The sequence below is a fragment of the Streptomyces sp. Tu 2975 genome, assembly GCF_009832925.1.
In the GTDB taxonomy this organism is placed as follows: domain Bacteria; phylum Actinomycetota; class Actinomycetes; order Streptomycetales; family Streptomycetaceae; genus Streptomyces.
Map to the genome: position 1 here is coordinate 6,528,797 of NZ_CP047140.1, position 24,808 is coordinate 6,553,604.

Here is a 24,808-nt window from a genome sequence, read left to right on the forward strand (position 1 = left end):
AGGCAGATGTCCGGCCACTCTAAATGGGCTACGACGAAGCACAAGAAGGCCGTGATCGATGCCAAGCGCGGCAAGCTCTTCGCGAAGCTGATCAAGAACATCGAGGTGGCGGCCCGTACCGGCGGCGCCGACATCGACGGCAACCCGACGCTCTTCGACGCCATCCAGAAGGCCAAGAAGAGCTCCGTGCCCAACAAGAACATCGACTCCGCGGTCAAGCGCGGCGGCGGTCTCGAGGCCGGCGGCGTCGACTACGAGACGATCATGTACGAGGGTTACGGCCCGAACGGTGTCGCGGTGCTCATCGAGTGCCTCACCGACAACCGCAACCGTGCCGCCTCCGACGTCCGTGTCGCCATGACCCGCAACGGCGGTTCCATGGCCGACCCCGGCTCGGTGTCGTACCTCTTCAACCGCAAGGGCGTCGTGATCGTCCCCAAGGGCGAGCTGACCGAGGACGACGTCCTCGGAGCGGTCCTCGACGCCGGCGCGGAAGAGGTCAACGACCTCGGTGAGTCGTTCGAGGTGCTCAGCGAGGCCACCGACCTGGTCGCGGTCCGCACCGCCCTCCAGGAGAACGGCATCGACTACGACTCGGCCGAGGCCAACTTCGTCCCGACCATGCAGGTCGAGCTGGACGAAGAGGGCGCGCGCAAGATCTTCAAGCTCATCGACGCGCTCGAGGACAGCGACGACGTCCAGAACGTCTTCGCCAACTTCGACGTCTCCGACGAGGTCATGGAGAAGGTCGACGCCTGACGCACAGTCATACGGCGCACACGGACGGGCCGACGGGACACGCTCCCGTCGGCCCGTCCGTGCTCTGTCGGTGGCAGCCGATAGCCTGCACAAACAGATGAACGATGGGAGGGGCGCGTGCGCGTACTGGGCGTGGACCCGGGGCTGACCCGGTGCGGCGTGGGCGTGGTGGAAGGCGTCGCCGGCCGACCGCTGACGATGCGCGGAGTCGGCGTCGTGCGGACCCCGCCGGACGCCGAACTCGGTGCCCGGCTCGTCGCCATCGAGCAGGGCATCGAACAGTGGCTCGATGAGCACCGGCCCGAATTCGTGGCCGTGGAGCGGGTGTTCAGCCAGCACAATGTGCGCACGGTGATGGGCACCGCCCAGGCCAGCGCCGTCGCCATGCTGTGCGCGTCACGGCGCGGCATCCCCGTGGCCCTGCACACCCCCAGCGAGGTCAAGGCCGCCGTCACCGGCAGCGGCCGGGCCGACAAGGCACAGGTCGGTGCGATGGTGACCCGGCTGCTGCGGCTCGACGCCCCGCCGAAGCCGGCCGACGCCGCGGACGCCCTCGCCCTCGCCATCTGCCACATCTGGCGCGCCCCCGCGCAGAACCGCCTCCAGCAAGCCGTCGCCGCGCACCGCACGACGTACGCATCGAAAGGACGTACCGCATGATCGCCTTCGTGAGCGGCCCCGTCGCCGCGCTCGCACCGACCACCGCGGTGATCGAGGTCGGCGGCATCGGCATGGCCGTCCAGTGCACCCCGAACACCCTCTCCGAGCTGCGGATCGGCCAGGAGGCGAAGCTCGCCACCTCGCTCGTCGTCCGTGAGGACTCGCTCACGCTGTACGGCTTCGCCGACGACGACGAGCGCCAGGTGTTCGAGCTGCTGCAGACGGCGAGCGGCGTCGGACCGAGACTGGCGCAGGCCATGCTCGCCGTGCACAGCCCCGACGCGCTGCGGATCGCCGTCGCCACCGGCGACGAGAAGGCACTCACGGCAGTGCCCGGCATCGGCAAGAAGGGCGCGCAGAAGCTGCTGCTCGAACTGAAGGACCGGCTGGGCGAGCCGCTCGGCTCCGGCCCCGCCGTCGGCGCCCCGGTCAGCCAGTCGTGGCGCGACCAGCTGCACGCCGCGCTGATCGGCCTCGGCTATGCCACGAGGGAGGCGGACGAGGCGGTCGCCGCGGTGGCACCGCAGGCGGAGGCGATGGGGGCGGCCCCGGAGGTGGGCCCGCTGCTGCGGGCGGCGCTCCAGTCGCTGAGCCGGGCGCGGTGACCTGTCCGAGAGGGGCCGTTTCCCCTGCCCGTCCCACCCACCACCGAGAAGGCAGACACACGTGAACTGGGAAGACGAGACCACCACCGCCGCGGACGCCCGGCTGGTCGCGCCCTCCGCCGACACCGACGACAGTGCCGTCGAGGCGGCCCTTCGGCCGAGGACGCTCGACGAGTTCGTCGGCCAGGAACGGGTCCGCCAGCAGCTGGACCTCGTCCTGCGGGCCGCCCGGCAACGTGGCGCCACCGCAGACCATGTCCTTCTCTCCGGGGCGCCAGGCCTCGGCAAGACCACCCTGTCCATGATCATCGCGTCGGAGATGAACGCGCCGATCCGCATCACATCCGGCCCCGCCATCCAGCACGCGGGCGACCTGGCGGCCATCCTCTCCTCCCTCCAGGAGGGCGAGGTCCTCTTCCTCGACGAGATCCACCGGATGTCCCGGCCCGCCGAGGAGATGCTCTACATGGCGATGGAGGATTTCCGGGTCGACGTCATCGTCGGCAAGGGTCCCGGCGCCACCGCCATCCCGCTGGAGCTGCCGCCGTTCACCCTGGTCGGGGCCACGACCAGGGCCGGTCTGCTGCCGCCGCCGCTCCGGGACAGGTTCGGCTTCACCGGGCACATGGAGTTCTACGAGCCGGTCGAGCTCGAACGCGTCATCCACCGCTCCGCGCAGCTCCTCGACGTCGAGATCGACCCCGACGGCGCCGCCGAGATCGCCGGCCGTTCCCGCGGCACGCCCCGTATCGCCAACCGCCTGCTGCGCCGGGTGCGCGACTACGCGCAGGTGGAGGCCGACGGCAGGGTCGACCGCGAGGTGGCCGCCGCGGCACTGCAGGTGTACGAGGTGGACACCCGCGGTCTGGACCGCCTCGACCGGGCCGTGCTCCAGGCACTGCTCAAGCTGTTCGGCGGGGGCCCGTCGGCCTGTCGACGCTGGCGGTGGCCGTGGGGGAGGAGCGGGAGACCGTCGAGGAGGTCGCCGAGCCGTTCCTTGTGAGGGAGGGACTGCTGGCCCGTACTCCCCGTGGCCGGGTGGCCACGCCCGCGGCCTGGACACACCTCGGGCTGACCCCGCCCCAGCAGGCGCAGGGCGCAAGCGGACAACAGGGTCTGTTCGGGACGTGACGGCGAGGAGACTCGCACGTCCAGGAACCACGGTGGGATGCTGGGCGTTGTTCCATCGATGCGGACTCGCTTAGACTCCGCCGATGCCGCCCGTACAGGTCGGCGTGCCCACCCCCGTAGATCGGCCGCTCACACAGCGCGGTCATGCGAAGGAATTCCCCCGTGGATATCTTGACCCTCCTCCCTTTCATCGTGCTCATCGGGGCCATGTTCCTGATGACCCGCTCCGCCAAGAAGAAGCAGCAGGCGGCCGCCAGCATGCGCGACCAGATGCAGCCCGGAACCGGCGTGCGGACCATCGGTGGCCTCTACGCCACCGTCAAGGAGGTCAATGACGACATGGTCCTCCTCGAGGCCGCTCCCGGCGTCCACCTGGTGTTCGCGAAGAACGCGATCGGTGCCGTGCTCTCCGACGAGGAGTACAACCGCATCGTCCACGGCGACGACCCTTCGGCCGACACCGAGGTCGTGCCCGACGACGCCTCCTCGCTGACCGGCGCCGACGACGCGGACCAGCCCGCGGACGACGCCAAGCTCGACCTCGGCAAGAAGACCGAGAAGGCCGACAGCGGCGACGAGGCCGACAAGGACGGCGTCGAGCCGAAGGACGGCAAGGCCGACGGCGAGGCCGACGCGAAGTAGCCACGATTCGGGGACCGCGGCGGCGCCGGAAGGCGTCCGTGCGGTCCCCCGGGCGTGCCGACTGATCGCGGGGGCAGGCCCCCACAACACTTCGTGGCCGCCCCGGGCGCACACCCTGCGCCGTGGGCGGTTGGACAGGGAGAAACGAGAAGGTGGCAGCACCGAACAGGGGCCGAAGGCCCGCGGGGGCTCAGGGCAAGCCGGGGCGCGCCCTGGCTCTGATCCTGATCGCCATGGTCGCGCTCACGGGCGGGATGTTCTGGGCCGGTCAGCTCACGCCGCGTCTGGGCATCGATCTGGCGGGCGGTACGACCATCACGCTCGAGGCCAAGAACCAGCCTGGCCAGGAGAACGCGGTCAACGAGACCAACATGAACACCGCGGTCGGCATCATCGAGCGCCGTGTCAACGGTCTCGGCGTCTCCGAGGCCGAGGTTCAGACCCAGGGCAACAGTCACATCATTGTGAACATCCCCAAGGGCACGAACTCCGAGCAGGCTCGTGAGCAGGTCGGTACCACCGCCCAGCTGTTCTTCCGGCCCGTTCTGACGGTCGCCGCCGGCGGTCCGGCCGCCCCGGAGCCCTCGCCGAGCGCCTCGACCAGCGGCGCGCCCAAGGACGACAAGGAGACGGCCACCCCGCCGTCCGGTTCCCCGTCCGGCACACCGTCGGCCGGTGCCACCACCCAGGGCCGCGCGGTCACCGAGGGCCTCAAGGCCCCGGCCGCCACTCCCAGCCCGTCGGCGTCCGGATCGCCCAAGGCGTCCGAGAGCCCCAAGCCCGGTGAGAGCCCCGCGCCGACGCCGTCGGCCGACCCGGCCACCGCGGCGCTGGAGAAGCAGTTCACCACGTTGGACTGCACCGACGACAAGGCCCGCGGCACGCTCGGCGACAACGTCAAGCCGACCGAGCCGACCGTCGCCTGCGGCAAGAACGGCGCCGGCGAGTGGGAGAAGTACATCCTCGGCCCCGCCGAGGTGAACGGCAAGGACGTCGACGACGCCAAGGGCCAGCTCGACCAGCAGCGCGGCATGTGGATCGTCACCATGGACTTCACCGAGGCCGGTGCCAAGAAGTTCCAGAAGATCACCAGTCGGCTGTCGCAGCAGCAGCCCCCGATGAACCAGTTCGCCATCGTCCTCGACGGTGAAGTGGTCTCGGCCCCGCAGGTCAACCAGACCCTGAGCGCCAGCGCCGAGATCACCGGCAACTTCGACCAGGACTCCGCCCAGAACCTGGGCAACATCCTGTCCTACGGCGCCCTGCCGCTGTCCTTCGAGGAGGACAGCGTCACCACCGTCACCGCCGCCCTCGGCGGCGAGCAGCTCAAGGCCGGTCTGATCGCCGGTGCGATCGGTCTCGCCCTGGTCGTCATCTACCTCGTCGTGTACTACCGCGGGCTGTCGATGATCGCTCTGCTGAGCCTCGGCGTCTCGGCGATCCTCACGTATACGATCATGACGCTGCTCGGCCCGGCCATCGGCTTCGCGCTCAACCTGCCGGCGGTCTGCGGCGCCATCGTCGCCATCGGTATCACCGCGGACTCGTTCATCGTCTACTTCGAACGCATCCGGGACGAGATCAGGGAAGGACGCACCCTGCGTCCCGCCGTCGAGCGCGCCTGGCCGCGCGCCCGCCGCACCGTCCTGGTCTCCGACTTCGTGTCGTTCCTCGCCGCCGCGGTGCTGTTCGTCGTCACCGTCGGAAAGGTCCAGGGCTTCGCGTTCACGCTGGGTCTGACCACCTTGCTCGACGTGGTCGTGGTCTTCTTCTTCACCAAGCCGGTGATGACGCTCATGGCCCGCCGGAAGTTTTTCGCCAGCGGCCACCCGTGGTCCGGACTCGACCCGAAGCGGCTGGGCGCCAAGCCGCCGCTGCGCCGTTCGCGCCGTGCCACCGCCCCGACGACCGAACCGAAGGAGGCGTGAGATGTCGCGACTCGGCAATCTCGGCGCCAGGCTCTACCAGGGCGAGGTCGGATACGACTTCGTCGGCAAGCGCAAGGTCTGGTACGGCGTCTCCATCCTGATCACGATCACCGCGATCGTCGCCCTCGCCGTCCAGGGCCTCAACATGGGCATCGAGTTCAAGGGCGGAGCCGTCTTCACGACTCCGAAGGCGGACGTGAGCGTCACCCAGGCCACGGAGGTGGCCGAGGAGATCTCCGACCACATCCCGATCGTCCAGGAACTGGGCACCGGCGGTCTGCGGATCCAGATCAGCGGCGTGGACACGGCCGAGGCCGACCGCGTCCAGGCTGAGCTCGCCAAGGCCCTGAACATCGAGGCCGCCAGCATCAACGCCGACCTCGTGGGCCCCAGCTGGGGTGAGCAGATCGCCAACAAGGCCTGGACCGGCCTCGGCGTCTTCATGCTCCTGGTCGTGATCTACCTGGCCATCGCCTTCGAGTGGCGGATGGCCGTGGCGGCCCTGGTCGCACTGATCCACGACATCACCATCACCGTCGGCATCTACTCGCTCGTCGGGTTCGAGGTCACCGTCGGTACGGTCATCGGTCTGCTGACCATCCTCGGTTACTCGCTGTACGACACGGTGGTCGTCTTCGACAGCCTCAAGGAAGGCCAGAAGGACATCACCAAGCAGACCCGCTTCACCTACAGCGAGATCGCCAACCGCAGCATCAACAGCACCCTGGTGCGTTCCATCAACACCACGGTCGTGGCGCTGCTGCCGGTCGCCGGCCTGCTGTTCATCGGCGGCGGGTTCCTCGGCGCCGGCATGCTCAACGACATCTCGCTGTCGCTGTTCGTCGGCCTCGCGGCCGGTGCCTACTCCTCGATCTTCATCGCCACTCCGCTCGTCGCCGACCTCAAGGAGCGCGACCCGCAGATGAAGGCCCTGAAGAAGCGGGTGCTCGCCAAGCGCGCGGCCGCCGAGGCCAGGGGCGAAGCCGGCGAGGACCAGCAGGGCGAGGCGCCGGACGACGCGGTGCCGGACGGCACAGCGCCCGCCGGTGCGGTCGTCGGACCCCGCGGCCGTGGCCGTGGCCGCCCCTCGGGCAGGCGTTGATGACGCTCAGCACCCAGGAGCTGCTGCTCAGCCGCATCCGCGACGTCGCCGACTATCCGAAGCCGGGGGTGATGTTCAAGGACATCACGCCCCTGCTCGCGGACCCGGTCGCCTTCACGGCGCTGACCGAGGCGTTCACCGAGTTCTGCGTCCGGCACGGCGCGACGAAGATCGTGGGTCTGGAGGCCCGCGGCTTCATCCTGGCCGCGCCGGTCGCCGTCCGCGCAGGCATGGGATTCATCCCGGTCCGCAAGGCGGGCAAGCTCCCCGGTGCGACGCTTTCCCAGGCGTACGAGCTGGAGTACGGCACCGCCGAGATCGAGGTGCACGCCGAGGACCTCAGCGCGGGTGACCGCGTCATGGTCATCGACGACGTCCTCGCCACCGGAGGCACGGCGGAGGCGTCCCTCGAGCTGATCCGCCGGGCCGGAGCCGAGGTCGCAGGCGTCGCCGTCCTGATGGAGCTGGGATTCCTCGGCGGCCGGGCCCGGCTCGAGCCGGCGCTCGCCGGGGCCCCACTGGAGTCCTTGATCACCATCTGACGCGCCTGTGAGCTGCGGATTCACCCGCAGCTTCGGCCGCTCACCCGCCGAGACGGGCACCCGGGAAGAACCGGGTGCCCGTCTCGCGTTGTGAGCAGCCTCCCCTCCCCGCGCGATCGGGACGGCGGAGGTCGATACCATGGCCTTTCCGGGCCTGACCCGGGGGACCCGGACCCTCCCCCAGACTCCGTCTGGGGGGACCCCCAAGGAGCGCTCTTGCCAGACGAGGCCCAGCCCGCCGCCGCGCAGCCCGACGAGAAGGCCGAGAAGGCCGCGGCATCCCCTGTCACGCCCGAGCCGAAGCGGGCGGAGAGGCCGGGGCCGGCCGCGCCCGAGCGAGTGAGCCAGGTCCCCGTCACGGCGCCCAAGCCGTTGCCCCCGAGCGCGGCGCGTACCGGCGGCTCCTCGAACCGGGTACGCGCCCGTCTCGCGCGCCTGGGCGTGCAGCGTTCGTCCCCGTACAACCCGGTGCTCGAGCCGCTGCTGCGGATCGTGCGCAGCAACGACCCCAAGATCGAGACGTCGACGCTCCGCCAGATCGAGCGCGCCTACCAGGTCGCCGAGCGCTGGCACCGCGGCCAGAAGCGCAAGAGCGGCGACCCGTACATCACGCATCCGCTGGCCGTCACCACCATCCTCGCCGAGCTGGGCATGGACCCGGCGACGCTTATGGCCGGGCTTCTGCACGACACGGTCGAGGACACCGAGTACGGCCTCGACCAGCTGCGCCGGGACTTCGGTGACTCGGTCGCGCTGCTCGTCGACGGCGTCACCAAGCTCGACAAGGTCAAGTTCGGTGAGGCCGCCCAGGCGGAGACCGTGCGCAAGATGGTCGTCGCCATGGCCAAGGACCCGCGTGTCCTGGTCATCAAGCTCGCCGACCGGCTGCACAACATGCGCACCATGCGCTATCTCAAGCGGGAGAAGCAGGAGAAGAAGGCCCGCGAGACGCTCGAGATCTACGCGCCCCTGGCCCACCGCCTGGGCATGAACACCATCAAGTGGGAGCTCGAGGACCTCGCCTTCGCGATCCTCTACCCCAAGATGTACGACGAGATCGTCCGTCTCGTCGCCGAACGGGCGCCCAAGCGCGACGAGTACCTCGCCATAGTGACCGACGAGGTCCAGTCCGATCTGCGCGCCGCCCGCATCAAGGCCACCGTCACCGGCAGGCCCAAGCACTACTACAGCGTCTACCAGAAGATGATCGTCCGCGGCCGGGACTTCGCGGAGATCTACGACCTGGTGGGCATCCGCGTCCTCGTCGACACGGTCCGCGACTGCTATGCGGCACTGGGCACCGTCCATGCCCGCTGGAACCCGGTTCCGGGGCGGTTCAAGGACTACATCGCGATGCCCAAGTTCAACATGTACCAGTCGCTGCACACGACGGTCATCGGTCCGAACGGCAAGCCCGTCGAACTGCAGATCCGCACCTTCGACATGCACCGCCGCGCCGAGTACGGCATCGCCGCGCACTGGAAGTACAAGCAGGAGACCGTCGCCGGCGCCTCCAAGATCCGCACCGACGTCCCCAAGGCCGGCAAGGGCACGGCCGGCCAGGACACCGTCAACGACATGGCGTGGCTCCGGCAGTTGCTGGACTGGCAGAAGGAGACGGAGGACCCCGGCGAGTTCCTGGAGTCGCTGCGCTTCGACCTCTCCCGCAACGAGGTCTTCGTCTTCACGCCCAAGGGCGACGTCATAGCGCTGCCCGCGGGCGCCACCCCGGTCGACTTCGCCTACGCGGTGCACACCGAGGTCGGGCACCGCACCATAGGGGCGCGGGTCAACGGGCGTCTCGTGCCGCTCGAGTCGACCCTCGACAACGGCGACCTGGTGGAGGTCTTCACCTCCAAGGCCGAGGGTGCGGGCCCGTCCCGTGACTGGCTGGGCTTTGTCAAGTCGCCGAGGGCGCGCAACAAGATCCGCGCGTGGTTCTCCAAGGAACGCCGCGACGAGGCCATCGAGCAGGGCAAGGACGCCATCGCGCGCGCCATGCGCAAGCAGAACCTGCCGATCCAGCGGATCCTCACCGGGGACTCCCTGGTCACCCTCGCCCACGAGATGCGCTACCCCGACATCTCGTCGCTGTACGCGGCGATCGGTGAAGGCCATGTGGCCGCGCAGGGCGTCGTGCAGAAGCTGGTGCAGGCCCTCGGCGGCGAAGAGGCCGCCAGCGAGGATCTCGCCGAGTCCACCCCGCCGTCCCACGGCCGCAGCAAGCGCCGCAAGAGCGCCGACCCGGGTGTGGTGGTCAAGGGCGTCGAGGACGTGTGGGTCAAACTGGCCCGCTGCTGCACACCGGTGCCGGGCGACCCGATCATCGGGTTCGTCACCCGCGGCAGCGGCGTGTCCGTGCACCGCGCGGACTGCGTCAACGTGGACTCGCTCTCGCAGCAGCCCGAACGGATCCTCGACGTCGAGTGGGCCCCCACGCAGTCGTCGGTGTTCCTCGTCGCCATCCAGGTCGAGGCGCTCGACCGGTCCCGCCTGCTGTCCGACGTGACCCGGGTCCTGTCCGACCAGCACGTCAACATCCTCTCCGCGGCCGTGCAGACCTCACGCGACCGGGTGGCCACCTCCCGCTTCACCTTCGAGATGGGCGACCCCAAGCATCTGGGTCATGTCCTGAAGGCGGTTCGCGGCGTGGAGGGCGTCTACGACGTCTACCGTGTGACCTCGGCACGCAGGCCGTAGACAGCGGGCACGGGGGTCGGCAGGACAAGTCCCGCCAGGACGCTGAACGGCAGGAGCCCGGCGACGGTACGTCGCCGGGCTCCGGACCACCGGGGCAGGGTGCGGTCAGCCGCCGAACTCGTGCAGGCCCTTCAGCGCCTGGTCCAGCAGCGCCTGACGGCCCTCGAGCTCCTTGGCGAGCTTGTCGGCCCGTGCGTTGTTGCCCGAGGCGCGGGCCGTGTCGATCTGGCCGCGCAGCTTGTCGACGGCGGCCTGGAGCTGGCCGGTCAGACCCTCGGCACGCGCACGCGCCTCCGGGTTCGTCCGGCGCCACTCGTTCTCCTCGGACTCCTGGAGAGCGCGCTCCACCGCGTGCATCCGGCCCTCGACCTTGGGACGGGCGTCCCGCGGCACATGGCCGACGGCCTCCCAGCGCTCGTTGATCGAACGGAAGGCGGCACGGGCGGCCTTCAGGTCGGTCACCGGCACCAGCTTCTCCGCCTCGGCCGCGAGCTCCTCCTTGAGCTTGAGGTTCTCCGCCTGTTCGGCGTCACGCTCGGCGAAGACGCCGCTGCGTGCGGCGAAGAACACGTCCTGGGCGCCGCGGAAGCGGTTCCACAGATCGTCCTCGGCCTCCCGCTGGGCACGGCCGGCGGCCTTCCACTGCGCCATCAGGTCCCGGTAACGGGCCGCGGTGACGCCCCAGTCCGTGGAACCGGAGAGCGCCTCTGCCTCCGCGACCAGCTTCTCCTTCGCCCTGCGGGCCTCCTCGCGCTGCGCGTCCAGCGACGCGAAGTGCGCCTTGCGGCGCTTGGAGAACGCGGAACGCGCGTGCGAGAACCGGTGCCACAGTTCGTCGTCGGACTTCCGGTCGAGCCGGGGCAGGCCCTTCCAGGTGTCCACGAGCGCACGCAGCCGCTCGCCCGCCGACCGCCACTGCTCGCTCTGGGCCAGCTCCTCCGCCTCGGCGACCAGGGCCTCCTTGGCCTTGCGCGCCTCGTCGGTCTGCTTCGCCCGCTGTGCCTTTCGCTCCTCACGGCGCTTCTCGACCGTCGCCACGAGTGCGTCGAGCCGCACCCGGAGCGCCTGGAGGTCGCCCACCGCGTGGTGCTCGTCCACCTGCTGACGCAGATGGTCGATGGCGGCCTGGGCGTCCTTGGCCGACAGGTCGGTGGTCTTCACGCGCCGCTCGAGGAGGCCGATCTCGACCACCAGGCCCTCGTACTTGCGCTCGAAGTAGGCCAGAGCCTCCTCTGGAGTCCCGGCCTGCCACGATCCGACGACCTGCTCGCCCTCGGCAGTACGCACGTACACGGTGCCCGTCTCGTCGACGCGGCCCCACGGGTCGCTGCTCACAGCGCCTCCTCAACCTGATGCCGACGAGGGGTTCGTCCCCCGGGCATCGTCCACAGTTTCCCGGACGGGCCTCGCCCGCCCTCCACGGCGCGCGTCCAGCACGCGCCGTACAACGCCCAATCTAGGCGACCGGCCACCCGGCTGTCCGCACTCAGCGCGGCCGAAATTGCCCGGCTACGCCTTCGGTACGGTGGCCTTCTCGATGGTCACGGCCTTCTTCGGCGGACCGTCCGCGCCGCCGCCCTCGACGCCTGCCTTCGCCACGTCCTGAACGGCCTTGAGGCTCTTCGCGTCCAGGGTGCCGAACGGCGTGTAGGTGGGCGGGAGTTTGGTGTCCTTGTAGACGAGGAAGAACTGGCTGCCGCCCGTGTCGGGCTGACTGGTGTTCGCCATCGCGACCGTGCCCGCAGGGAACGTGACCGTGCCGTCCGCGCCGGCCTTGCCGAGCGCGTCGAGGTTCTCGTCGGGGATCGTGTAGCCGGGACCGCCGGTGCCGTCGCCCTTCGGGTCGCCGCACTGCAGCACGAAGATGTTCTCCGTGGTCAGACGGTGACACTTCGTGCCGTCGAAGTAGCCCTTGTCCGCCAGCGACTTGAACGAGTTGACCGTGTGCGGCGTCTTCGCGGCATCCATCGCGATCGCGATGTCACCCTGGTCGGTCTTCAGCCGGAACGAGTACGTGGCCTTCTTGTCGATCGCCATCGCCGGTGCCGGCGTGCTGCTCTCGGAAGGGGAAGCGCTCGGCGGGGGATCGAGCGGCGCGGCGTCGTCCTTCTTGTCCTCCCCGGTGAGGCCCAAGGCATAGACGGCGCCGCCGCCCGCGAGCACCACGGCGAGCGCCGCCGCGATCACGGAGTTGCGGACCTTCGCCTTCTTCCGCGCCTGCTCCCTGCGCTGCTGCTGGCGCTCGAACTTCTCCCTGGCGAGCTGCCGCCGTCGCTGATCGCTGCTGACCACCGGGTCTTCTCCTTGTAACTCGTGGGTCGAAGGCCGTTCAAGGCGCGTACGTCGGATGAGGCCGACCGCCGGGCTTGCCCGTACCGTATACGGGTTGGCTGTGTGATGAGCAGCGCCGGTAGGCTCTGATCTGCTGCAATCCACTGCAAACCACGCAGCGGCCGACCGACGACGACCGAACTGAGGACGATCGTGCTTATTGCCGGGTTCCCCGCCGGGGCCTGGGGGACCAATTGCTATCTGGTCGCCCCCGCCGCAGGCGAGGAGTGCGTGATCATCGACCCGGGCCACCAGGCCACCGAGGGTGTCGAGGAAGCGCTGAAGAAGCATCGGCTCAAGCCCGTCGCCGTCGTCCTCACCCATGGGCACATCGACCACGTCGCCTCCGTCGTGCCTGTGTGCGGTGCCCATGACGTCCCGGCCTGGATCCACCCCGAGGACCGTTACATGATGAGCGACCCGGAGAAGGCACTCGGCCGCTCCATCGGGATGCCGCTCATGGGCGAGCTCACCGTCGGGGAGCCCGACGACGTCAAGGAGCTCACCGACGGCGCCGCGCTCAGCCTGGCGGGCCTCGATTTCTCCGTCTCGCATGCGCCCGGCCATACCAAGGGGTCGGTGACCTTCCAGATGCCCGAGTCGGCGGACGTCCCGTCCGTCTTCTTCTCGGGCGACCTGCTGTTCGCCGGCTCCATCGGACGCACGGACCTGCCCGGCGGCGACATGGACGAGATGCTCGAGTCGCTGGCACGGGTGTGCCTGCCCCTCGACGACTCGACCGTGGTGCTGTCCGGCCACGGCCCCCAGACGACCATCGGCCGCGAGCGCGCCACCAATCCGTATCTGCGTGAGGTGGCCGCCGGCCACGGGAGCGGTCGGCCCGCTCCCCGACGAGGAATGTGACGAGACTTCACAGGTGAATACCTTCCAGGCCCCCAAGGGCACGTACGACCTGATCCCGCCGCGGTCCGCGACGTACCTCGCGGTGCGCGACGCGATCTCCACCCCGCTGAAGAACTCGGGCTACGGCTACATCGAGACGCCCGGCTTCGAGAACGTCGAGCTGTTCGCGCGCGGCGTCGGTGAGTCCACCGACATCGTGACCAAGGAGATGTACGCCTTCGAGACCAAGGGCGGCGACAGGCTCGCCCTGCGGCCCGAGGGCACGGCGTCGGTGCTGCGCGCGGCGCTGGAGGCCAACCTCCACAAGGCCGGCAACCTGCCGGTGAAGCTCTGGTACTCGGGCTCGTACTACCGCTACGAGCGCCCGCAGGCGGGCCGCTACCGGCACTTCTCCCAGGTCGGTGCGGAGGCGATCGGTACCGAGGACCCGGCGCTGGACGCGGAGCTGATCATTCTGGCCGATCAGGCGTACCGCTCGCTCGGTCTGCGCACCTTCCGCATCCTGCTCAACTCGCTCGGTGACAAGGAGTGCCGCCCCGTCTACCGCGAGGCGCTGCAGAACTTCCTGCGCGACCTGGACCTCGACGAGGACACCCGCCGCCGTATCGAGATCAACCCGCTGCGGGTCCTCGACGACAAGCGCGACGCGGTGCAGAAGCAGCTGACCGGCGCGCCCATGCTGCGCGACTACCTGTGCGACGCGTGCAAGGCGTACCACGAGCAGGTGCGTGAGCTGCTGACCGCGGCGGGCGTCGCCTTCGAGGACGACGAGAAGCTGGTGCGGGGCCTCGACTACTACACGCGCACGACCTTCGAGTTCGTCCACGACGGACTCGGCTCGCAGTCCGCGGTGGGCGGCGGCGGCCGCTACGACGGCCTGTCCGAGATGATCGGCGGCCCCGCGCTGCCGTCCGTCGGCTGGGCTCTCGGCGTGGACCGCACGGTCCTGGCCCTGGAGGCGGAGGGCGTCGAGCTCGACATCCCGGCCGCCACCAGCGTGTACGCGGTGCCGTTGGGCGACGAGGCCAGGCGTGTCCTGTTCGGCGTCGTGACCGAGCTGCGCAAGGCGGGCGTCGCGGCCGACTTCTCGTACGGCGGGAAGGGCCTCAAGGGCGCGATGAAGAACGCCAACCGCAGCGGGGCCCGGTACGCGATCGTGGCGGGCGAGCGTGATCTCGCCGACGGCGTGGTCCAGCTCAAGGACATGGAGTCGGGCGAGCAGGAGCCGGTGCCGGTCGCCGAGGTGCTCACCCGGCTGAGCGCCCTGCTCGGCTGAGACGCTGCGCGGTCCTGCCGGCAACGGCGGGCGCCGGGGCCCGGGGCGGACACAACTGCCCCGGGCCTCCGCGCTGTTACGGGTCCGGCGGGCCGGCCGGTCCGGATCTTCCTTATCCGGATCGAACGGAGAAGATCCGTACCGGTGCGGCAGAATGGCCGTGCCCAACAGCCCCGGAGCGATGGAACGGCGACATGACGAGTGCAGCGGCCAAAGACGTGTCCCCCGACGAGGAGGCACCCGGTGGGCGCAGGGTCGGCGCAAGCAGGGCCTTCGCCTGGATGCTCGTCGTCACCGGCGCCGCCGGTGTGCTGGCCGCGTGGGTCATCACGATCGACAAGTTCAAGATCCTCGAGGCGAAGATCGCCGGCACCACCTTCACACCGGGGTGCAGCCTCAACCCGGTGGTCTCCTGCGGCAGCGTCATGGAGAGCGACCAGGCCGCGGCCTTCGGCTTCCCCAACCCGATGCTCGGACTGGTGACCTACGGCATCGTGGTCTGCGTCGGCATGAGCCTGCTCGCCGGTGCCCGGTTCCGCCGCTGGTACTGGCTGACCTTCTATGCGGGCACCCTCTTCGGCGTCGGCTTCTGCACCTGGCTGATGCAGCAGTCGCTGTACGAGATCAACGCGCTGTGCCTGTGGTGCTGCCTGGCCTGGGTCGCCACGATCTTCATGTTCTGGTACGTGACCTCGCACAACGTCCGCCACGGGCTGCTGCCCGCGCCGCCCTGGCTGCGCGGCTTCCTCGACGAGTTCACCTGGGTGCTGCCCGTCCTGCACGCCGGCGTGATCGGCATGCTGATCCTGACCCGCTGGTGGGACTTCTGGACCTCCTGACCGGATCCGGCGCTGTCAGTGGGCTGACATAGGCTTCACAGCGTGGAGCCCGACCTCTTTACCGCCGCAGCCGAAGAACGCCAGGAGAAGGACCCGACCAGCAGTCCACTGGCGGTCCGGATGCGCCCGCGCACCCTCGACGAGGTCGTCGGCCAGCGGCATCTGCTCAAGCCCGGTTCACCGCTGCGTCGCCTCGTCGGCGAGGCCGACGGCGGGGGAGGGCCGGCCGGCGTCTCGTCCGTGATCCTCTGGGGCCCGCCCGGCACGGGCAAGACCACGCTGGCCTACGTGGTCTCCAAGGCGACGAACAAGCGCTTCGTCGAGCTCTCCGCGATCACCGCGGGCGTCAAGGAGGTCCGGGCCGTCATCGAGGGCGCCAAGCGCGCCGCGGGCGGCTTCGGCAAGGAGACCGTCCTCTTCCTCGACGAGATCCACCGCTTCTCCAAGGCCCAGCAGGACTCACTGCTGCCCGCTGTCGAGAACCGCTGGGTCACGCTGATCGCCGCCACCACCGAGAATCCGTACTTCTCGGTGATCTCCCCGCTGCTCTCCCGTTCGCTGCTCCTCACCCTGGAGCCGCTGACCGACGACGACGTACGCGGCCTGCTGCGCCGTGCGCTCACCGAGGAGCGGGGGCTCGGCGGCGCGGTGTCGCTCCCCGAGGACGCGGAGGCGCATCTGCTGCGCATCGCGGGCGGCGACGCCCGACGGGCGCTGACGGCCCTGGAGGCCGCGGCCGGTGCGGCCCTCGACAAGGGCGAGGACGGGATCAGCCTGGTGACCGTGGAGGAGACGGTCGACCGGGCGGCGGTGAAGTACGACCGCGACGGCGACCAGCACTACGACGTCGCCAGCGCGCTCATCAAGTCGATCCGCGGTTCCGACGTGGACGCGGCGCTGCACTATCTGGCGCGGATGATCGAGGCGGGGGAGGATCCGCGGTTCATCGCCCGGCGGCTGATGATCTCGGCGAGCGAGGACATCGGTCTGGCCGATCCGACCGCCCTGCCGACGGCGGTGGCGGCGGCCCAGGCCGTCGCCATGATCGGTTTCCCCGAGGCGGCGCTGACCCTCAGCCACGCCACGATCGCCCTCGCGCTCGCCCCGAAGTCGAACGCGGCGACGACGGCGATCTCAGCGGCCCAGCAGGACGTGCGCAACGGCCTGGCCGGCCCGGTCCCGCGTCATCTGCGCGACGGCCACTACAAGGGGGCCGCGAAGCTGGGCCACGCCCAGGGCTACGTCTATCCGCACGACGTCCCCGGCGGTATCGCGGCCCAGCAGTACGCACCGGACGCCGTTCACGGCAAGCGCTACTACGAACCGACGCGCTACGGCGCGGAGGCGCGGTACGCGGACGTGGTGGAGAAGGTGCGCGCGCGCCTGCGCGGCGAGGAGGACTGAGCGGCGTCAGTGGGACGCCGCCTCGAAGAGGGTGTGCATCGCGCGGCGCAGCTCGGTGACGTCCCCCACGGGTGAGGGGAAGTCGAAGCGGGCGTCGAAGCAGCGCTCGCCGGTGAACCGCACCCGCAGCCCGAACCGGTCCAGCGCCAGAGGTACCGCTCGGCGTCCTTCCTCGGCGGCCGTCCCCTCCCGCTCGCCGAGCAGTGAGCCCAGCGCCTGCACCTGGTCGCTGTGCGCGGAGTGCAGATGCTGGAGCAGTTCGGTCTCGTGGGAGACGAGCGGGTCGACGGCCGCGTTCGCGAACTGCTCCGGTTCCACGCGGGCGGCGCCCCACAGGTCGTCGACGCTCGCCTCGCCGACCTCCAGCCGCAGCATCATGTACCCGGGCTCGGCCGCGAGGCCGGGGACGCTGGTCAGCCAGCCGGAGACCCAGGCGCGGCCCCGGATACGGTCGCGCACGGCGACGGGCGCGACGTCGGTGAGCTCCAGCACCGCCGACAGCTCGTCGTCCTGTGCGTGGGTCGCGGCCCGTACGGCGGGCGAGTCGGCGGCGAACAGCAGGAAGATCTCGCCGTCGGTGCCGACGGCCCTGGCGTGGGGGCTCAACTGCTCCGGCCGGGCGCCCTCCAGCCCCGGGACGAGCAGTACCGCTGAGCATGTACTCTGTACGAGAGTTCGTGTGCGCTCGGCTGCTGACGGCATTCGAGTGATTTCAAGCCCGCTGGGACGCGGCTGACCATGAGCTGATCGGACCTCCGTCACCTCGATGCCCGAAGAGGCATCGGCGTTGTTTGTGCTGTCCGTGATGCGCTTGGTGTTCCCAGGGCGAGACATGCGATCTCCTTGAGTAAGGTGAGCCTAACCTAACCTACAACGGAGGTCTGGAGAACGTGCCTAACCAGTCGCGTCCCAAGGTCAAGAAGTCGCGTGCGCTCGGTATTGCGCTGACGCCGAAGGCTGTCAAGTACTTCGAAGCCCGCCCCTACCCGCCGGGCGAGCACGGCCGTGGCCGCAAGCAGAACTCGGACTACAAGGTCCGTCTGCTCGAGAAGCAGCGCCTGCGTGCGCAGTACGACATCAGCGAGAAGCAGATGGCCCGCGCCTACGACCGCGCGCGTAAGGCCGAGGGCAAGACCGGCGAGGCGCTGGTCATCGAGCTCGAGCGCCGCCTCGACGCCCTGGTCCTGCGTTCGGGCATCGCCCGCACCATCTACCAGGCCCGTCAGATGGTCGTCCACGGCCACATCGAGGTCAACGGCGGCAAGGTCGACAAGCCGTCCTTCCGCGTCCGTCCCGACGACGTCGTGATGGTCCGCGAGCGCTCCCGCGAGAAGACCCTCTTCCAGGTCGCCCGCGAGGGTGGCTTCGCCGCCGACGGTGAGACCCCGCGCTACCTGCAGGTCAACCTCAAGGCCCTGGCGTTCCGCCTGGACCGTGACCCGCAGCGCAAGGAAGTTCCGGTCATCTGCGACGAGCAGCTCGTCGTCGAGTACTACGCCCGCTGATCCTGGCGGCCCCTCCCGGCAGTAGCCGGGGGAGGTGGCCGCTCGCAGCGCTTCAGCCCGCCGCTTCCCCACCGTTCCCGGTGGGGGAGCCGGCGGGCTCACGCGTTTCCCGGGGCCGTACCCGCTGCGTCCCCACCAGACCCGACGGCGAGGTCCTGGGTGCCGCGAGCGCACGCTGCACCGCCGCGTCGAGGGACAGTTGGCGACCGTCGCGGAGGCACTCCTCGAACCGCTCGTCACCCAGCAGCCCTCTCGCCCGCTCCTCGGACAGCGCACGTGGCGCACCGAAGTAGCTGGATCCGAACAGGGACGGGCCCACCGAACCCCAGAGCGTGCCTGCCGCGCCCTGCAGGACCGCCGCCTCCGCCGGGTCCCCCTCGCTCGCCGTCACCAGGGCCATCAGTTCGAGAGCCAGGACCAGGCCCACGAGGTCGTTGAACCGGTGGTCGATGGCGACGCACCGGTTCAGCAGCTCCCGCGCCCGGTCGTACTCGTCCGACTCCCAGGCCGCGTAGGCGAGCACGTAGAGGGCGTACGCGCGTGCCCACTGCTCGCCGTGGTCCTCGCAGACCTCCTTGACGGCCTCGCACAGTGCGACCGCCGCGTCCAGCCGGTCCTGGAATACCAGCGTCATCGCCAGTTCGACCCGGCCCATCAGGACGTTGCTGTTGAGTTCGCCCAGCTCCTCGTACGAGGCGAGCGCCGAGCGCAGCAGCCCCTCGGCGCGCGGCATCTCGTCGGCGAGCAGGGCCAGGCAGCCCTTGCGGTGCGTCGCGTAGGCGGCGGCGAGCCGGTCCTCCGCCCGGTCCGCCCGCTCGGCGCACTCGTGCAGCGCGGCCGCCGCGGCAGCCGGGTCGCCCTGCAGGATCGCCACGTAGCCGAGCACCCACAGTGCCTTGAGCCGTGTCTCCTCGTGCCCCGAGTCGTGGGCGAGACACCGGTCGAGCCAGTGCCGGCCCTCGGCGAGCCGGCCGCAGCCGACCCAGTAGAACCAGAGGGTCCCCGCCAGGTGCCGGCCCAGATGGGCCTCTTCCGGTTGTTCCAGGCACAGTTCGAGCGCTGCCCGCAGATTGGGGAGCGCGCTGTCGGCGCAGGCCGCCACCTCCGCCTGGCGGGGGCTGAACCACTCCAGTTCGCACCAGGTGGCGAGCCCCATGTACCAGTCGCGGTGCCGTCTGCGCAGCCGCTCCGCGTCGCCGATCGCGCGCAGCCACTCCGCCCCGTACTCACGGACCGTGTCCAGCAGGCGGTAACGGAGGCCGGCCGGCGTCTCCTCGCGGCAGACCACGGACTGGGCGACCAGCTCGCCGAGCACATCGAGGACGCCGTCGGCGGGCAGGTCCGGGCCGGTGCAGATGTACTCGACGGCGTCCAGGTCGAACTGCCCGGCGAAGACGGACAGTCGCGCCCACAGCAGCCGTTCCTCCGGTGAGCACAGCTCATGGCTCCAGCCGACGGCGGTGCGCAGGGTGCGATGGCGCGGCAGGGCGCCCCGGTAGCCGCCGGTGAGCAGTGCGAAGCGGTCGTCGAGCCGGTGCAGCAGTTGGTCCAGGGAGAGTGCCGGCAGGCGTCCGGCGGCGAGTTCGAGCGCCAGCGGGATGTCCTCGAGGCGGCGGCACACCTCGAGGACCGCGCGCCGCTCGGCGTCGGTGGCACGGTGGTTCGGCAGCACGGCCGCGGCCCTGGCCTCGAAGAGCGCCGCGGCGTCCTCCTCGTTCATCGAGGCCAGCTCGAAGATCTGCTCCCCGTCGAGCCGCAGCGGTCTGCGGCCCACCGCGAGGACCTGCACCCCGGGAGCGCGGCGCAGCACGTCCCGTACGAGTTCGGCGCACTCGTCGACGATCTGCTCGAAGCCGTCCACGACGAGCAGCAGGCTGCTGCCCGCGAGTTCGTCGGTCACGACCTCGCGGGGCGGCCTGGTGGTGTGGTCGGTGACACCGAGCGTCTCCGCCATGGCGTGGGCCAGGAGATCGGGATCCCGTAACAGGGACAGCTCGCACAGGCGCACCCCGTCGGCGTACCGATTCTGCACGGCCGCCGCGGCGTGCACCGCCAAGCGGGACTTGCCGACGCCGCCCGGTCCGACGACGGTGATCAGACGGGAGCTGTCGAGGGCGCCGATGAGCGCGGTCAACTCGTCGTTGCGACCCACGAAACGGTTCAGTTCCGCAGGAAGGCTGCTGTGGCGACGTCGCATAGGACACGCAGAGTACTCATGCGTAAGCACTGCGTACAATCGGCCCGGAGAACCGGTCGGGAGCGCGCCGGTAATGCGGTACGGGCCGCCGTCGAGGGCGCGATAGGCTCGGAGGGCGATTTCCCGTACACCCGAAGACGATGCAGAGAGCGGTGCGCAGTGACCGGTGGAGAGGTTGCCGGGATTCTGGTGGCCGTCTTCTGGGCGATCTTGGTCTCCTTCCTCGCCGTGGTGCTCGTGAGGCTGGCCCAGACGCTCAAGGCGACCACCCAACTCGTGGCGGACGTGACCGAACAGGCGGTGCCCCTGCTGGCCGACGCCTCGGCGACCGTGCGCTCGGCGCAGACCCAGCTCGAGCGGGTGGACGCCATCGCGACCGACGTCCAGGAGGTCACCTCCAACGCCTCCGCGCTCTCCACGACGGTCGCCTCCACCTTCGGCGGCCCGCTGGTCAAGGTGGCCGCCTTCGGCTACGGCGTCCGCCGTGCCATGAGCCGCAAGGGCGACGACAAGCCTGCCGCGCCGTCGCGCCGTTCGGTGATCGTCGGCCGCACCGTGCCGGCCGCCCGGCGCAGGAACCGGAAGGGCTGAAGCACCATGTTCCGCCGCACGTTCTGGTTCACCGCCGGCGCAGCAGCCGGCGTATGGGCCACCACCAAGGTCAACCGCAAGCTCAAGCAGCTCACCCCGGAGAGCCTTGCCGCGCAGGCCGCGAACAAGGCCGTCGACGCGGGCCACAGGCTCAAGGACTTCGCACTCGACGTCCGCGCCGGGATGGTGCAGCGCGAGGGTGAACTCGCCGAGGTGCTGGGGCTGCACGCCCCCGTCGACGGCGAGCTGCCGGCCCAGCGGGGACGGGCGGCGGTCGGGCGTGGGGAGCCCGCGCAGATCACCTACCTGCACGGCGGGAAGCCGGGCGGGAAGTCGTACCCCAAGCATTCGAACACCGAGCAGCCGCACGGCGAAGAGCCGCACGGCGAGCATTCGTACAACCGGAATGAGGACCACTGATGGAGTCGGCTGAAATCCGCCGCCGCTGGCTGAGCTTCTTCGAGGAGCGCGGGCACGCCGTCGTGCCTTCGGCGTCGCTCATCGCGGACGACCCGACTCTGCTCCTCGTCCCCGCGGGCATGGTCCCCTTCAAGCCGTATTTCCTCGGTGAGGTCAAGCCGCCCGCCCCGCGCGTGACCAGCGTGCAGAAGTGCGTGCGCACGCCGGACATCGAAGAGGTCGGCAAGACCACCCGGCACGGCACGTTCTTCCAGATGTGCGGCAACTTCTCCTTCGGCGACTACTTCAAGGAAGGCGCCATCGAGCTCGCCTGGGAGCTGCTCACCAGCCCCCAGGACAAGGGCGGTTACGGCCTCGAGCCGGAGAAGCTCTGGATCACCGTCTACCTCGACGACGACGAGGCCGAACAGATCTGGCGCGAGAAGATCGGCGTGCCCGCCGAGCGCATCCAGCGCCTCGGCAAGAAGGACAACTTCTGGTCGATGGGCGTCCCCGGCCCCTGCGGACCCTGCTCCGAGATCAACTACGACCGCGGTCCCGAGTTCGGCCCCGAGGGCGGCCCCGCCGTCAACGACGAGCGCTACGTGGAGATCTGGAACCTGGTCTTCATGCAGTACGAGCGCGGCGCCGGCGACGGCAAGGAGGACTTCCCGATCCTCGGGGACCTGCCGAGCAAGAACATCGACACCGGTCTCGGCCTCGAGCGTCTCGCCATGATCCTGCAGGGCGTGCAGAACATGTACGAGACCGACACCCTGCGCGTCGTCATGGACAAGGCCACCGAGCTGACCGGCGTCCGCTACGGCGACAAGCACGAGTCCGACGTCTCCATGCGTGTGGTCGCCGACCACATCCGCACCTCCACGATGCTCATCGGCGACGGCGTCACCCCCGGCAACGAGGGCCGCGGCTACGTGCTGCGCCGCATCATGCGCCGCGCCATCCGCAACATGCGGCTCATGGGCGCCACCGGCCCGGTCGTGAAGGACCTCGTCGACGTCGTGATCGACACCATGGGGCAGCAGTACCCGGAGCTGATCACCGATCGCAAGCGGATCGAGACCGTCGCCCTCGCCGAGGAGGCCGCCTTCCTCAAGGCCCTCAAGAGCGGCACCAACATCCTCGACACCGCGGTCACGGAGACCAAGGCCAAGGGCAGCACCGTCCTGCCCGGCGACAAGGCGTTCCTGCTCCACGACACCTGGGGCTTCCCCATCGACCTCACCCTCGAGATGGCCGCCGAGCAGGGCCTGACCGTGGACGAGGACGGCTTCCGCCGCCTGATGAAGGAGCAGCGGGACAAGGCCAAGGCCGACGCCAAGGCCAAGAAGACCGGCCACGCCAACCTCACGGCCTACCGCGAGATCGCCGACACCTCGGGCAACACCGAGTTCACCGGCTACACCGCCACCGAGGGCGAGTCCACCGTCGTCGGCCTGCTGGTCGACGGCGTCTCCTCCCCGGCCGCCTCCGAGGGTGACGAGGTCGAGGTCGTCCTGGACCGCACGCCGTTCTACGCCGAGGGCGGCGGTCAGCTCGCCGACCAGGGTCGGATCAAGCTGCACTCGGGCGCCGTCATCCAGATCCGCGACGTGCAGCAGCCGGTCCCGGGCGTCAGCGTCCACAAGGGCGTCGTCCAGGTGGGCGAGGTCACCGTCGGCTCCTCCGCCTATGCCGTCATCGACGTGCGCCGCCGCCGGGCCATCGCCCGCGCCCACAGCGCCACCCACCTGACGCACCAGGCCCTGCGCGACGCTCTCGGCCCGACGGCCGCCCAGGCCGGCTCGGAGAACTCCCCGGGCCGCTTCCGCTTCGACTTCGGCTCGCCGAACGCCGTCCCCGGCACGGTCCTCACCGACGTCGAGCAGAAGATCAACGAGGTCCTCGCCCGTGAACTCGACGTGCACGCCGAGGTCATGAGCATCGACGAGGCCAAGAAGCAGGGCGCCATCGCCGAGTTCGGCGAGAAGTACGGCGAGCGGGTCCGCGTCGTGACCATCGGCGACTTCTCCAAGGAGCTGTGCGGCGGCACGCACGTCCACAACACCGCCCAGCTGGGCCTGGTGAAGCTGCTCGGCGAGTCCTCCATCGGCTCCGGCGTGCGCCGGGTCGAGGCCCTCGTCGGCGTCGACGCGTACAACTTCCTCGCCAAGGAGCACACGGTCGTCGCCCAGCTCCAGGAGCTGGTCAAGGGCCGCTCCGAGGAACTGCCGGAGAAGATCGCCGCCATGCTCGGCAAGCTGAAGGACGCCGAGAAGGAGATCGAGAAGTTCCGCGCGGAGAAGGTGCTCGGCGCCGCCGCCGGGCTCGCCGAGGGCGCCAAGGACGTCCGCGGCGTCGCCCTGGTCACGGGCACCGTCCCGGACGGCACGTCCGCCGACGACCTGCGCAAGCTGGTCCTCGACGTGCGCGGCCGGCTGAATCAGATGTCGGGGGCGGGCGACCGTCCGGCCGTCGTGGCCGTGTTCACGACGGCCAACGGCCGTCCGCTCACGGTCATCGCCACCAACGAGGCCGCCCGCGAGCGCGGCCTCAAGGCCGGCGACCTGGTCCGTACCGCCGCCAAGACGCTGGGCGGTGGCGGAGGCGGCAAGCCGGACGTCGCCCAGGGCGGCGGCCAGAACCCGGACGCCATCGGCGACGCCGTGGCCGCCGTCGAGCGCCTCGTCGCCGAGACCGCGTGACCGAGGAGAGGCCGCAGATGCGCCGCGGACGTCGCCTCGCGATCGACGTCGGGGACGCCCGGATCGGGGTCGCCTCGTGCGACCCCGACGGGCTCCTCGCCACGCCGGTGGAGACCGTCCCGGGACGTGACGTCCCGGCCGCCCACCGGCGGCTGCGCCAACTGGTGGAGGAGTACGAGCCCATCGAGGTCGTGGTCGGCCTGCCCCGTTCCCTCAGCGGGCGGGAAGGGCCGGCGGCCAAGAAGATCCGGGGCTTCGCACAGACGCTCGCACAAGGCGTCAAGCCGGTGCCCGTCCGGTTGGTCGACGAGAGGATGACCACAGTGACGGCCACTCAGGGACTCCGCGCTTCGGGCGTGAAGTCCAAAAAGGGCAGGTCCGTCATCGACCAGGCTGCCGCTGTGGTGATTCTTCAGAACGCTCTGGAGTCCGAACGGGCGTCGGGCAATGCCCCGGGTGAGGGCGTCGAACCGATTGTCTGATCGCGATACGGTAACGTTCCGCGCGATGCGGCGGTGTTCGAACAGCCGCCGCACAGAAAAGAGGCGGAACGTTCCGCGCCGTCTCGCGGCCCTAGGGGATCGATGACTGAGTATGGCCGGGGCCCGGCTCCGAACCGTGGCACCCT

At 70.1% G+C, this 24,808-nt stretch carries 21 protein-coding genes and 1 pseudogene; 18 read left to right on the top strand and 4 right to left on the bottom strand.

What is annotated here, in order from left to right:
- Positions 1 to 6 precede the first annotated feature (6 nt).
- The 9 genes and pseudogenes from GLX30_RS29080 (at position 7) to GLX30_RS29120 (ending at position 10,069) form a co-directional block, all read left to right on the top strand.
- Entirely contained in the window at positions 7 to 759 is a 753-nt protein-coding gene (locus GLX30_RS29080; protein ID WP_005319764.1) for a YebC/PmpR family DNA-binding transcriptional regulator, read from the top strand.
- Positions 760 to 876: 117 nt separating this feature from the next.
- Positions 877 to 1,419 carry a crossover junction endodeoxyribonuclease RuvC gene (gene ruvC / locus GLX30_RS29085; RefSeq protein ID WP_159693799.1) on the top strand — a complete coding sequence of 181 codons (543 nt, stop codon included), beginning with the start codon at positions 877 to 879 and terminating at the stop codon, positions 1,417 to 1,419.
- On the top strand, positions 1,416 to 2,024 hold the full coding sequence (ruvA, locus tag GLX30_RS29090) for a Holliday junction branch migration protein RuvA (RefSeq protein ID WP_159693800.1): 609 nt from the start codon (positions 1,416 to 1,418) through the stop codon (positions 2,022 to 2,024). The genes ruvC and ruvA overlap by 4 nt, the downstream gene beginning before the upstream one ends.
- A gap of 61 nt (positions 2,025 to 2,085) precedes the next feature.
- Positions 2,086 to 3,155, top strand: a pseudogene (ruvB, locus tag GLX30_RS29095) (Holliday junction branch migration DNA helicase RuvB).
- A gap of 162 nt (positions 3,156 to 3,317) precedes the next feature.
- A complete protein-coding gene (yajC, locus tag GLX30_RS29100; RefSeq protein ID WP_159693801.1) occupies positions 3,318 to 3,797 on the top strand; it encodes a preprotein translocase subunit YajC in 480 nt (159 codons plus the stop codon).
- Between the two features lie 152 nt (positions 3,798 to 3,949).
- A complete protein-coding gene (secD, locus tag GLX30_RS29105; protein ID WP_208545511.1) occupies positions 3,950 to 5,725 on the top strand; it encodes a protein translocase subunit SecD in 1,776 nt (591 codons plus the stop codon).
- A gap of 1 nt (position 5,726) precedes the next feature.
- Positions 5,727 to 6,827 carry a protein translocase subunit SecF gene (gene secF, locus GLX30_RS29110; RefSeq protein WP_159693803.1) on the top strand — a complete coding sequence of 367 codons (1,101 nt, stop codon included), beginning with the start codon at positions 5,727 to 5,729 and terminating at the stop codon, positions 6,825 to 6,827.
- Complete coding sequence (locus GLX30_RS29115) at positions 6,827 to 7,369, top strand: adenine phosphoribosyltransferase (RefSeq protein ID WP_159693805.1); 543 nt, start codon at positions 6,827 to 6,829, stop codon at positions 7,367 to 7,369. Before secF ends, GLX30_RS29115 begins: the two co-directional genes overlap by 1 nt.
- A 339-nt stretch (positions 7,370 to 7,708) precedes the next feature.
- A complete protein-coding gene (locus GLX30_RS29120) occupies positions 7,709 to 10,069 on the top strand; it encodes a bifunctional (p)ppGpp synthetase/guanosine-3',5'-bis(diphosphate) 3'-pyrophosphohydrolase (RefSeq protein ID WP_244258517.1) in 2,361 nt (786 codons plus the stop codon).
- 105 nt (positions 10,070 to 10,174) lie between these two features.
- On the opposite strand, the gene GLX30_RS29125 is transcribed toward GLX30_RS29120, so the two are convergent.
- Together GLX30_RS29125 and GLX30_RS29130 are read right to left on the bottom strand one after the other, a co-directional pair.
- On the bottom strand, positions 10,175 to 11,404 hold the full coding sequence (locus tag GLX30_RS29125; RefSeq protein ID WP_159693809.1) for a DUF349 domain-containing protein: 1,230 nt from the start codon (positions 11,402 to 11,404) through the stop codon (positions 10,175 to 10,177).
- 174 nt (positions 11,405 to 11,578) lie between these two features.
- Positions 11,579 to 12,361 carry a peptidylprolyl isomerase gene (locus tag GLX30_RS29130; RefSeq protein WP_159693811.1) on the bottom strand — a complete coding sequence of 261 codons (783 nt, stop codon included), beginning with the start codon at positions 12,359 to 12,361 and terminating at the stop codon, positions 11,579 to 11,581.
- Between the two features lie 192 nt (positions 12,362 to 12,553).
- Between GLX30_RS29130 and GLX30_RS29135 the strand changes: the two genes are divergently transcribed.
- The 4 genes from GLX30_RS29135 to GLX30_RS29150 all read left to right on the top strand — a co-directional run bounded on the left by GLX30_RS29135 (position 12,554) and on the right by GLX30_RS29150 (position 16,783).
- Positions 12,554 to 13,264 (top strand): MBL fold metallo-hydrolase, encoded by a 711-nt coding sequence (locus tag GLX30_RS29135; RefSeq protein ID WP_159693813.1) that lies wholly within the window; start codon positions 12,554 to 12,556, stop codon positions 13,262 to 13,264.
- A 13-nt stretch (positions 13,265 to 13,277) separates the two neighbouring features.
- On the top strand, positions 13,278 to 14,540 hold the full coding sequence (hisS, locus tag GLX30_RS29140) for a histidine--tRNA ligase (RefSeq protein WP_159693815.1): 1,263 nt from the start codon (positions 13,278 to 13,280) through the stop codon (positions 14,538 to 14,540).
- Positions 14,541 to 14,734: 194 nt separating this feature from the next.
- Positions 14,735 to 15,379: a vitamin K epoxide reductase family protein gene (locus GLX30_RS29145; RefSeq protein ID WP_159693817.1), complete on the top strand. Its 645-nt coding sequence runs from the start codon at positions 14,735 to 14,737 to the stop codon at positions 15,377 to 15,379.
- A gap of 42 nt (positions 15,380 to 15,421) precedes the next feature.
- Positions 15,422 to 16,783, top strand: a complete 1,362-nt coding sequence (locus GLX30_RS29150) for a replication-associated recombination protein A (RefSeq protein WP_159693819.1) — start codon at positions 15,422 to 15,424, stop codon at positions 16,781 to 16,783.
- 6 nt (positions 16,784 to 16,789) lie between these two features.
- Here GLX30_RS29150 and GLX30_RS29155 read toward each other — a convergent pair whose 3' ends face one another.
- A complete protein-coding gene (locus GLX30_RS29155) occupies positions 16,790 to 17,485 on the bottom strand; it encodes a DUF2470 domain-containing protein (protein ID WP_159693821.1) in 696 nt (231 codons plus the stop codon).
- Positions 17,486 to 17,673: 188 nt separating this feature from the next.
- Between GLX30_RS29155 and rpsD the strand changes: the two genes are divergently transcribed.
- Positions 17,674 to 18,288, top strand: a complete 615-nt coding sequence (gene rpsD, locus GLX30_RS29160) for a 30S ribosomal protein S4 (RefSeq protein ID WP_159693823.1) — start codon at positions 17,674 to 17,676, stop codon at positions 18,286 to 18,288.
- A 52-nt stretch (positions 18,289 to 18,340) separates the two neighbouring features.
- On the opposite strand, the gene GLX30_RS29165 is transcribed toward rpsD, so the two are convergent.
- The gene (locus tag GLX30_RS29165; protein WP_159693825.1) at positions 18,341 to 20,485 is read right to left on the bottom strand and encodes an AAA family ATPase; all 2,145 of its coding nucleotides are present in this window, start codon (positions 20,483 to 20,485) and stop codon (positions 18,341 to 18,343) included.
- A gap of 159 nt (positions 20,486 to 20,644) precedes the next feature.
- Between GLX30_RS29165 and GLX30_RS29170 the strand changes: the two genes are divergently transcribed.
- Genes GLX30_RS29170 through ruvX form a run of 4 tightly spaced genes read left to right on the top strand, consistent with a single transcriptional unit; the run spans position 20,645 to position 24,662 of the window.
- Positions 20,645 to 21,076: a DUF948 domain-containing protein gene (locus GLX30_RS29170; RefSeq protein WP_159693827.1), complete on the top strand. Its 432-nt coding sequence runs from the start codon at positions 20,645 to 20,647 to the stop codon at positions 21,074 to 21,076.
- Positions 21,077 to 21,082: 6 nt separating this feature from the next.
- On the top strand, positions 21,083 to 21,496 hold the full coding sequence (locus GLX30_RS29175) for a DUF6167 family protein (protein WP_159693829.1): 414 nt from the start codon (positions 21,083 to 21,085) through the stop codon (positions 21,494 to 21,496).
- Positions 21,496 to 24,180 (top strand): alanine--tRNA ligase, encoded by a 2,685-nt coding sequence (gene alaS / locus GLX30_RS29180; RefSeq protein ID WP_159693831.1) that lies wholly within the window; start codon positions 21,496 to 21,498, stop codon positions 24,178 to 24,180. Before GLX30_RS29175 ends, alaS begins: the two co-directional genes overlap by 1 nt.
- A gap of 17 nt (positions 24,181 to 24,197) precedes the next feature.
- Positions 24,198 to 24,662, top strand: coding sequence for a Holliday junction resolvase RuvX (gene ruvX, locus GLX30_RS29185; RefSeq protein ID WP_244258309.1), 465 nt, complete (start codon positions 24,198 to 24,200; stop codon positions 24,660 to 24,662).
- The last annotated feature ends 146 nt before the right edge of the window (positions 24,663 to 24,808 follow it).

Bases quoted from the DNA above. Each gene is read 5' to 3' on its own strand.
- GLX30_RS29115 (WP_159693805.1), top strand. From the start codon at position 6,827: ATGACGCTCAGCACCCAGGAGCTGCTGCTCAGCCGCATCCGCGACGTC.
- GLX30_RS29175 (WP_159693829.1), top strand. From the start codon at position 21,083: ATGTTCCGCCGCACGTTCTGGTTCACCGCCGGCGCAGCAGCCGGCGTA.
- GLX30_RS29145 (WP_159693817.1), top strand. From the start codon at position 14,735: ATGACGAGTGCAGCGGCCAAAGACGTGTCCCCCGACGAGGAGGCACCC.
- secF (WP_159693803.1), top strand. From the start codon at position 5,727: ATGTCGCGACTCGGCAATCTCGGCGCCAGGCTCTACCAGGGCGAGGTC.
- ruvX (WP_244258309.1), top strand. From the start codon at position 24,198: ATGCGCCGCGGACGTCGCCTCGCGATCGACGTCGGGGACGCCCGGATC.
- ruvA (WP_159693800.1), top strand. From the start codon at position 1,416: ATGATCGCCTTCGTGAGCGGCCCCGTCGCCGCGCTCGCACCGACCACC.
- GLX30_RS29165 (WP_159693825.1), bottom strand. From the start codon at position 20,485: ATGCGACGTCGCCACAGCAGCCTTCCTGCGGAACTGAACCGTTTCGTG.
- alaS (WP_159693831.1), top strand. From the start codon at position 21,496: ATGGAGTCGGCTGAAATCCGCCGCCGCTGGCTGAGCTTCTTCGAGGAG.
- GLX30_RS29080 (WP_005319764.1), top strand. From the start codon at position 7: ATGTCCGGCCACTCTAAATGGGCTACGACGAAGCACAAGAAGGCCGTG.
- GLX30_RS29155 (WP_159693821.1), bottom strand. From the start codon at position 17,485: ATGCCGTCAGCAGCCGAGCGCACACGAACTCTCGTACAGAGTACATGC.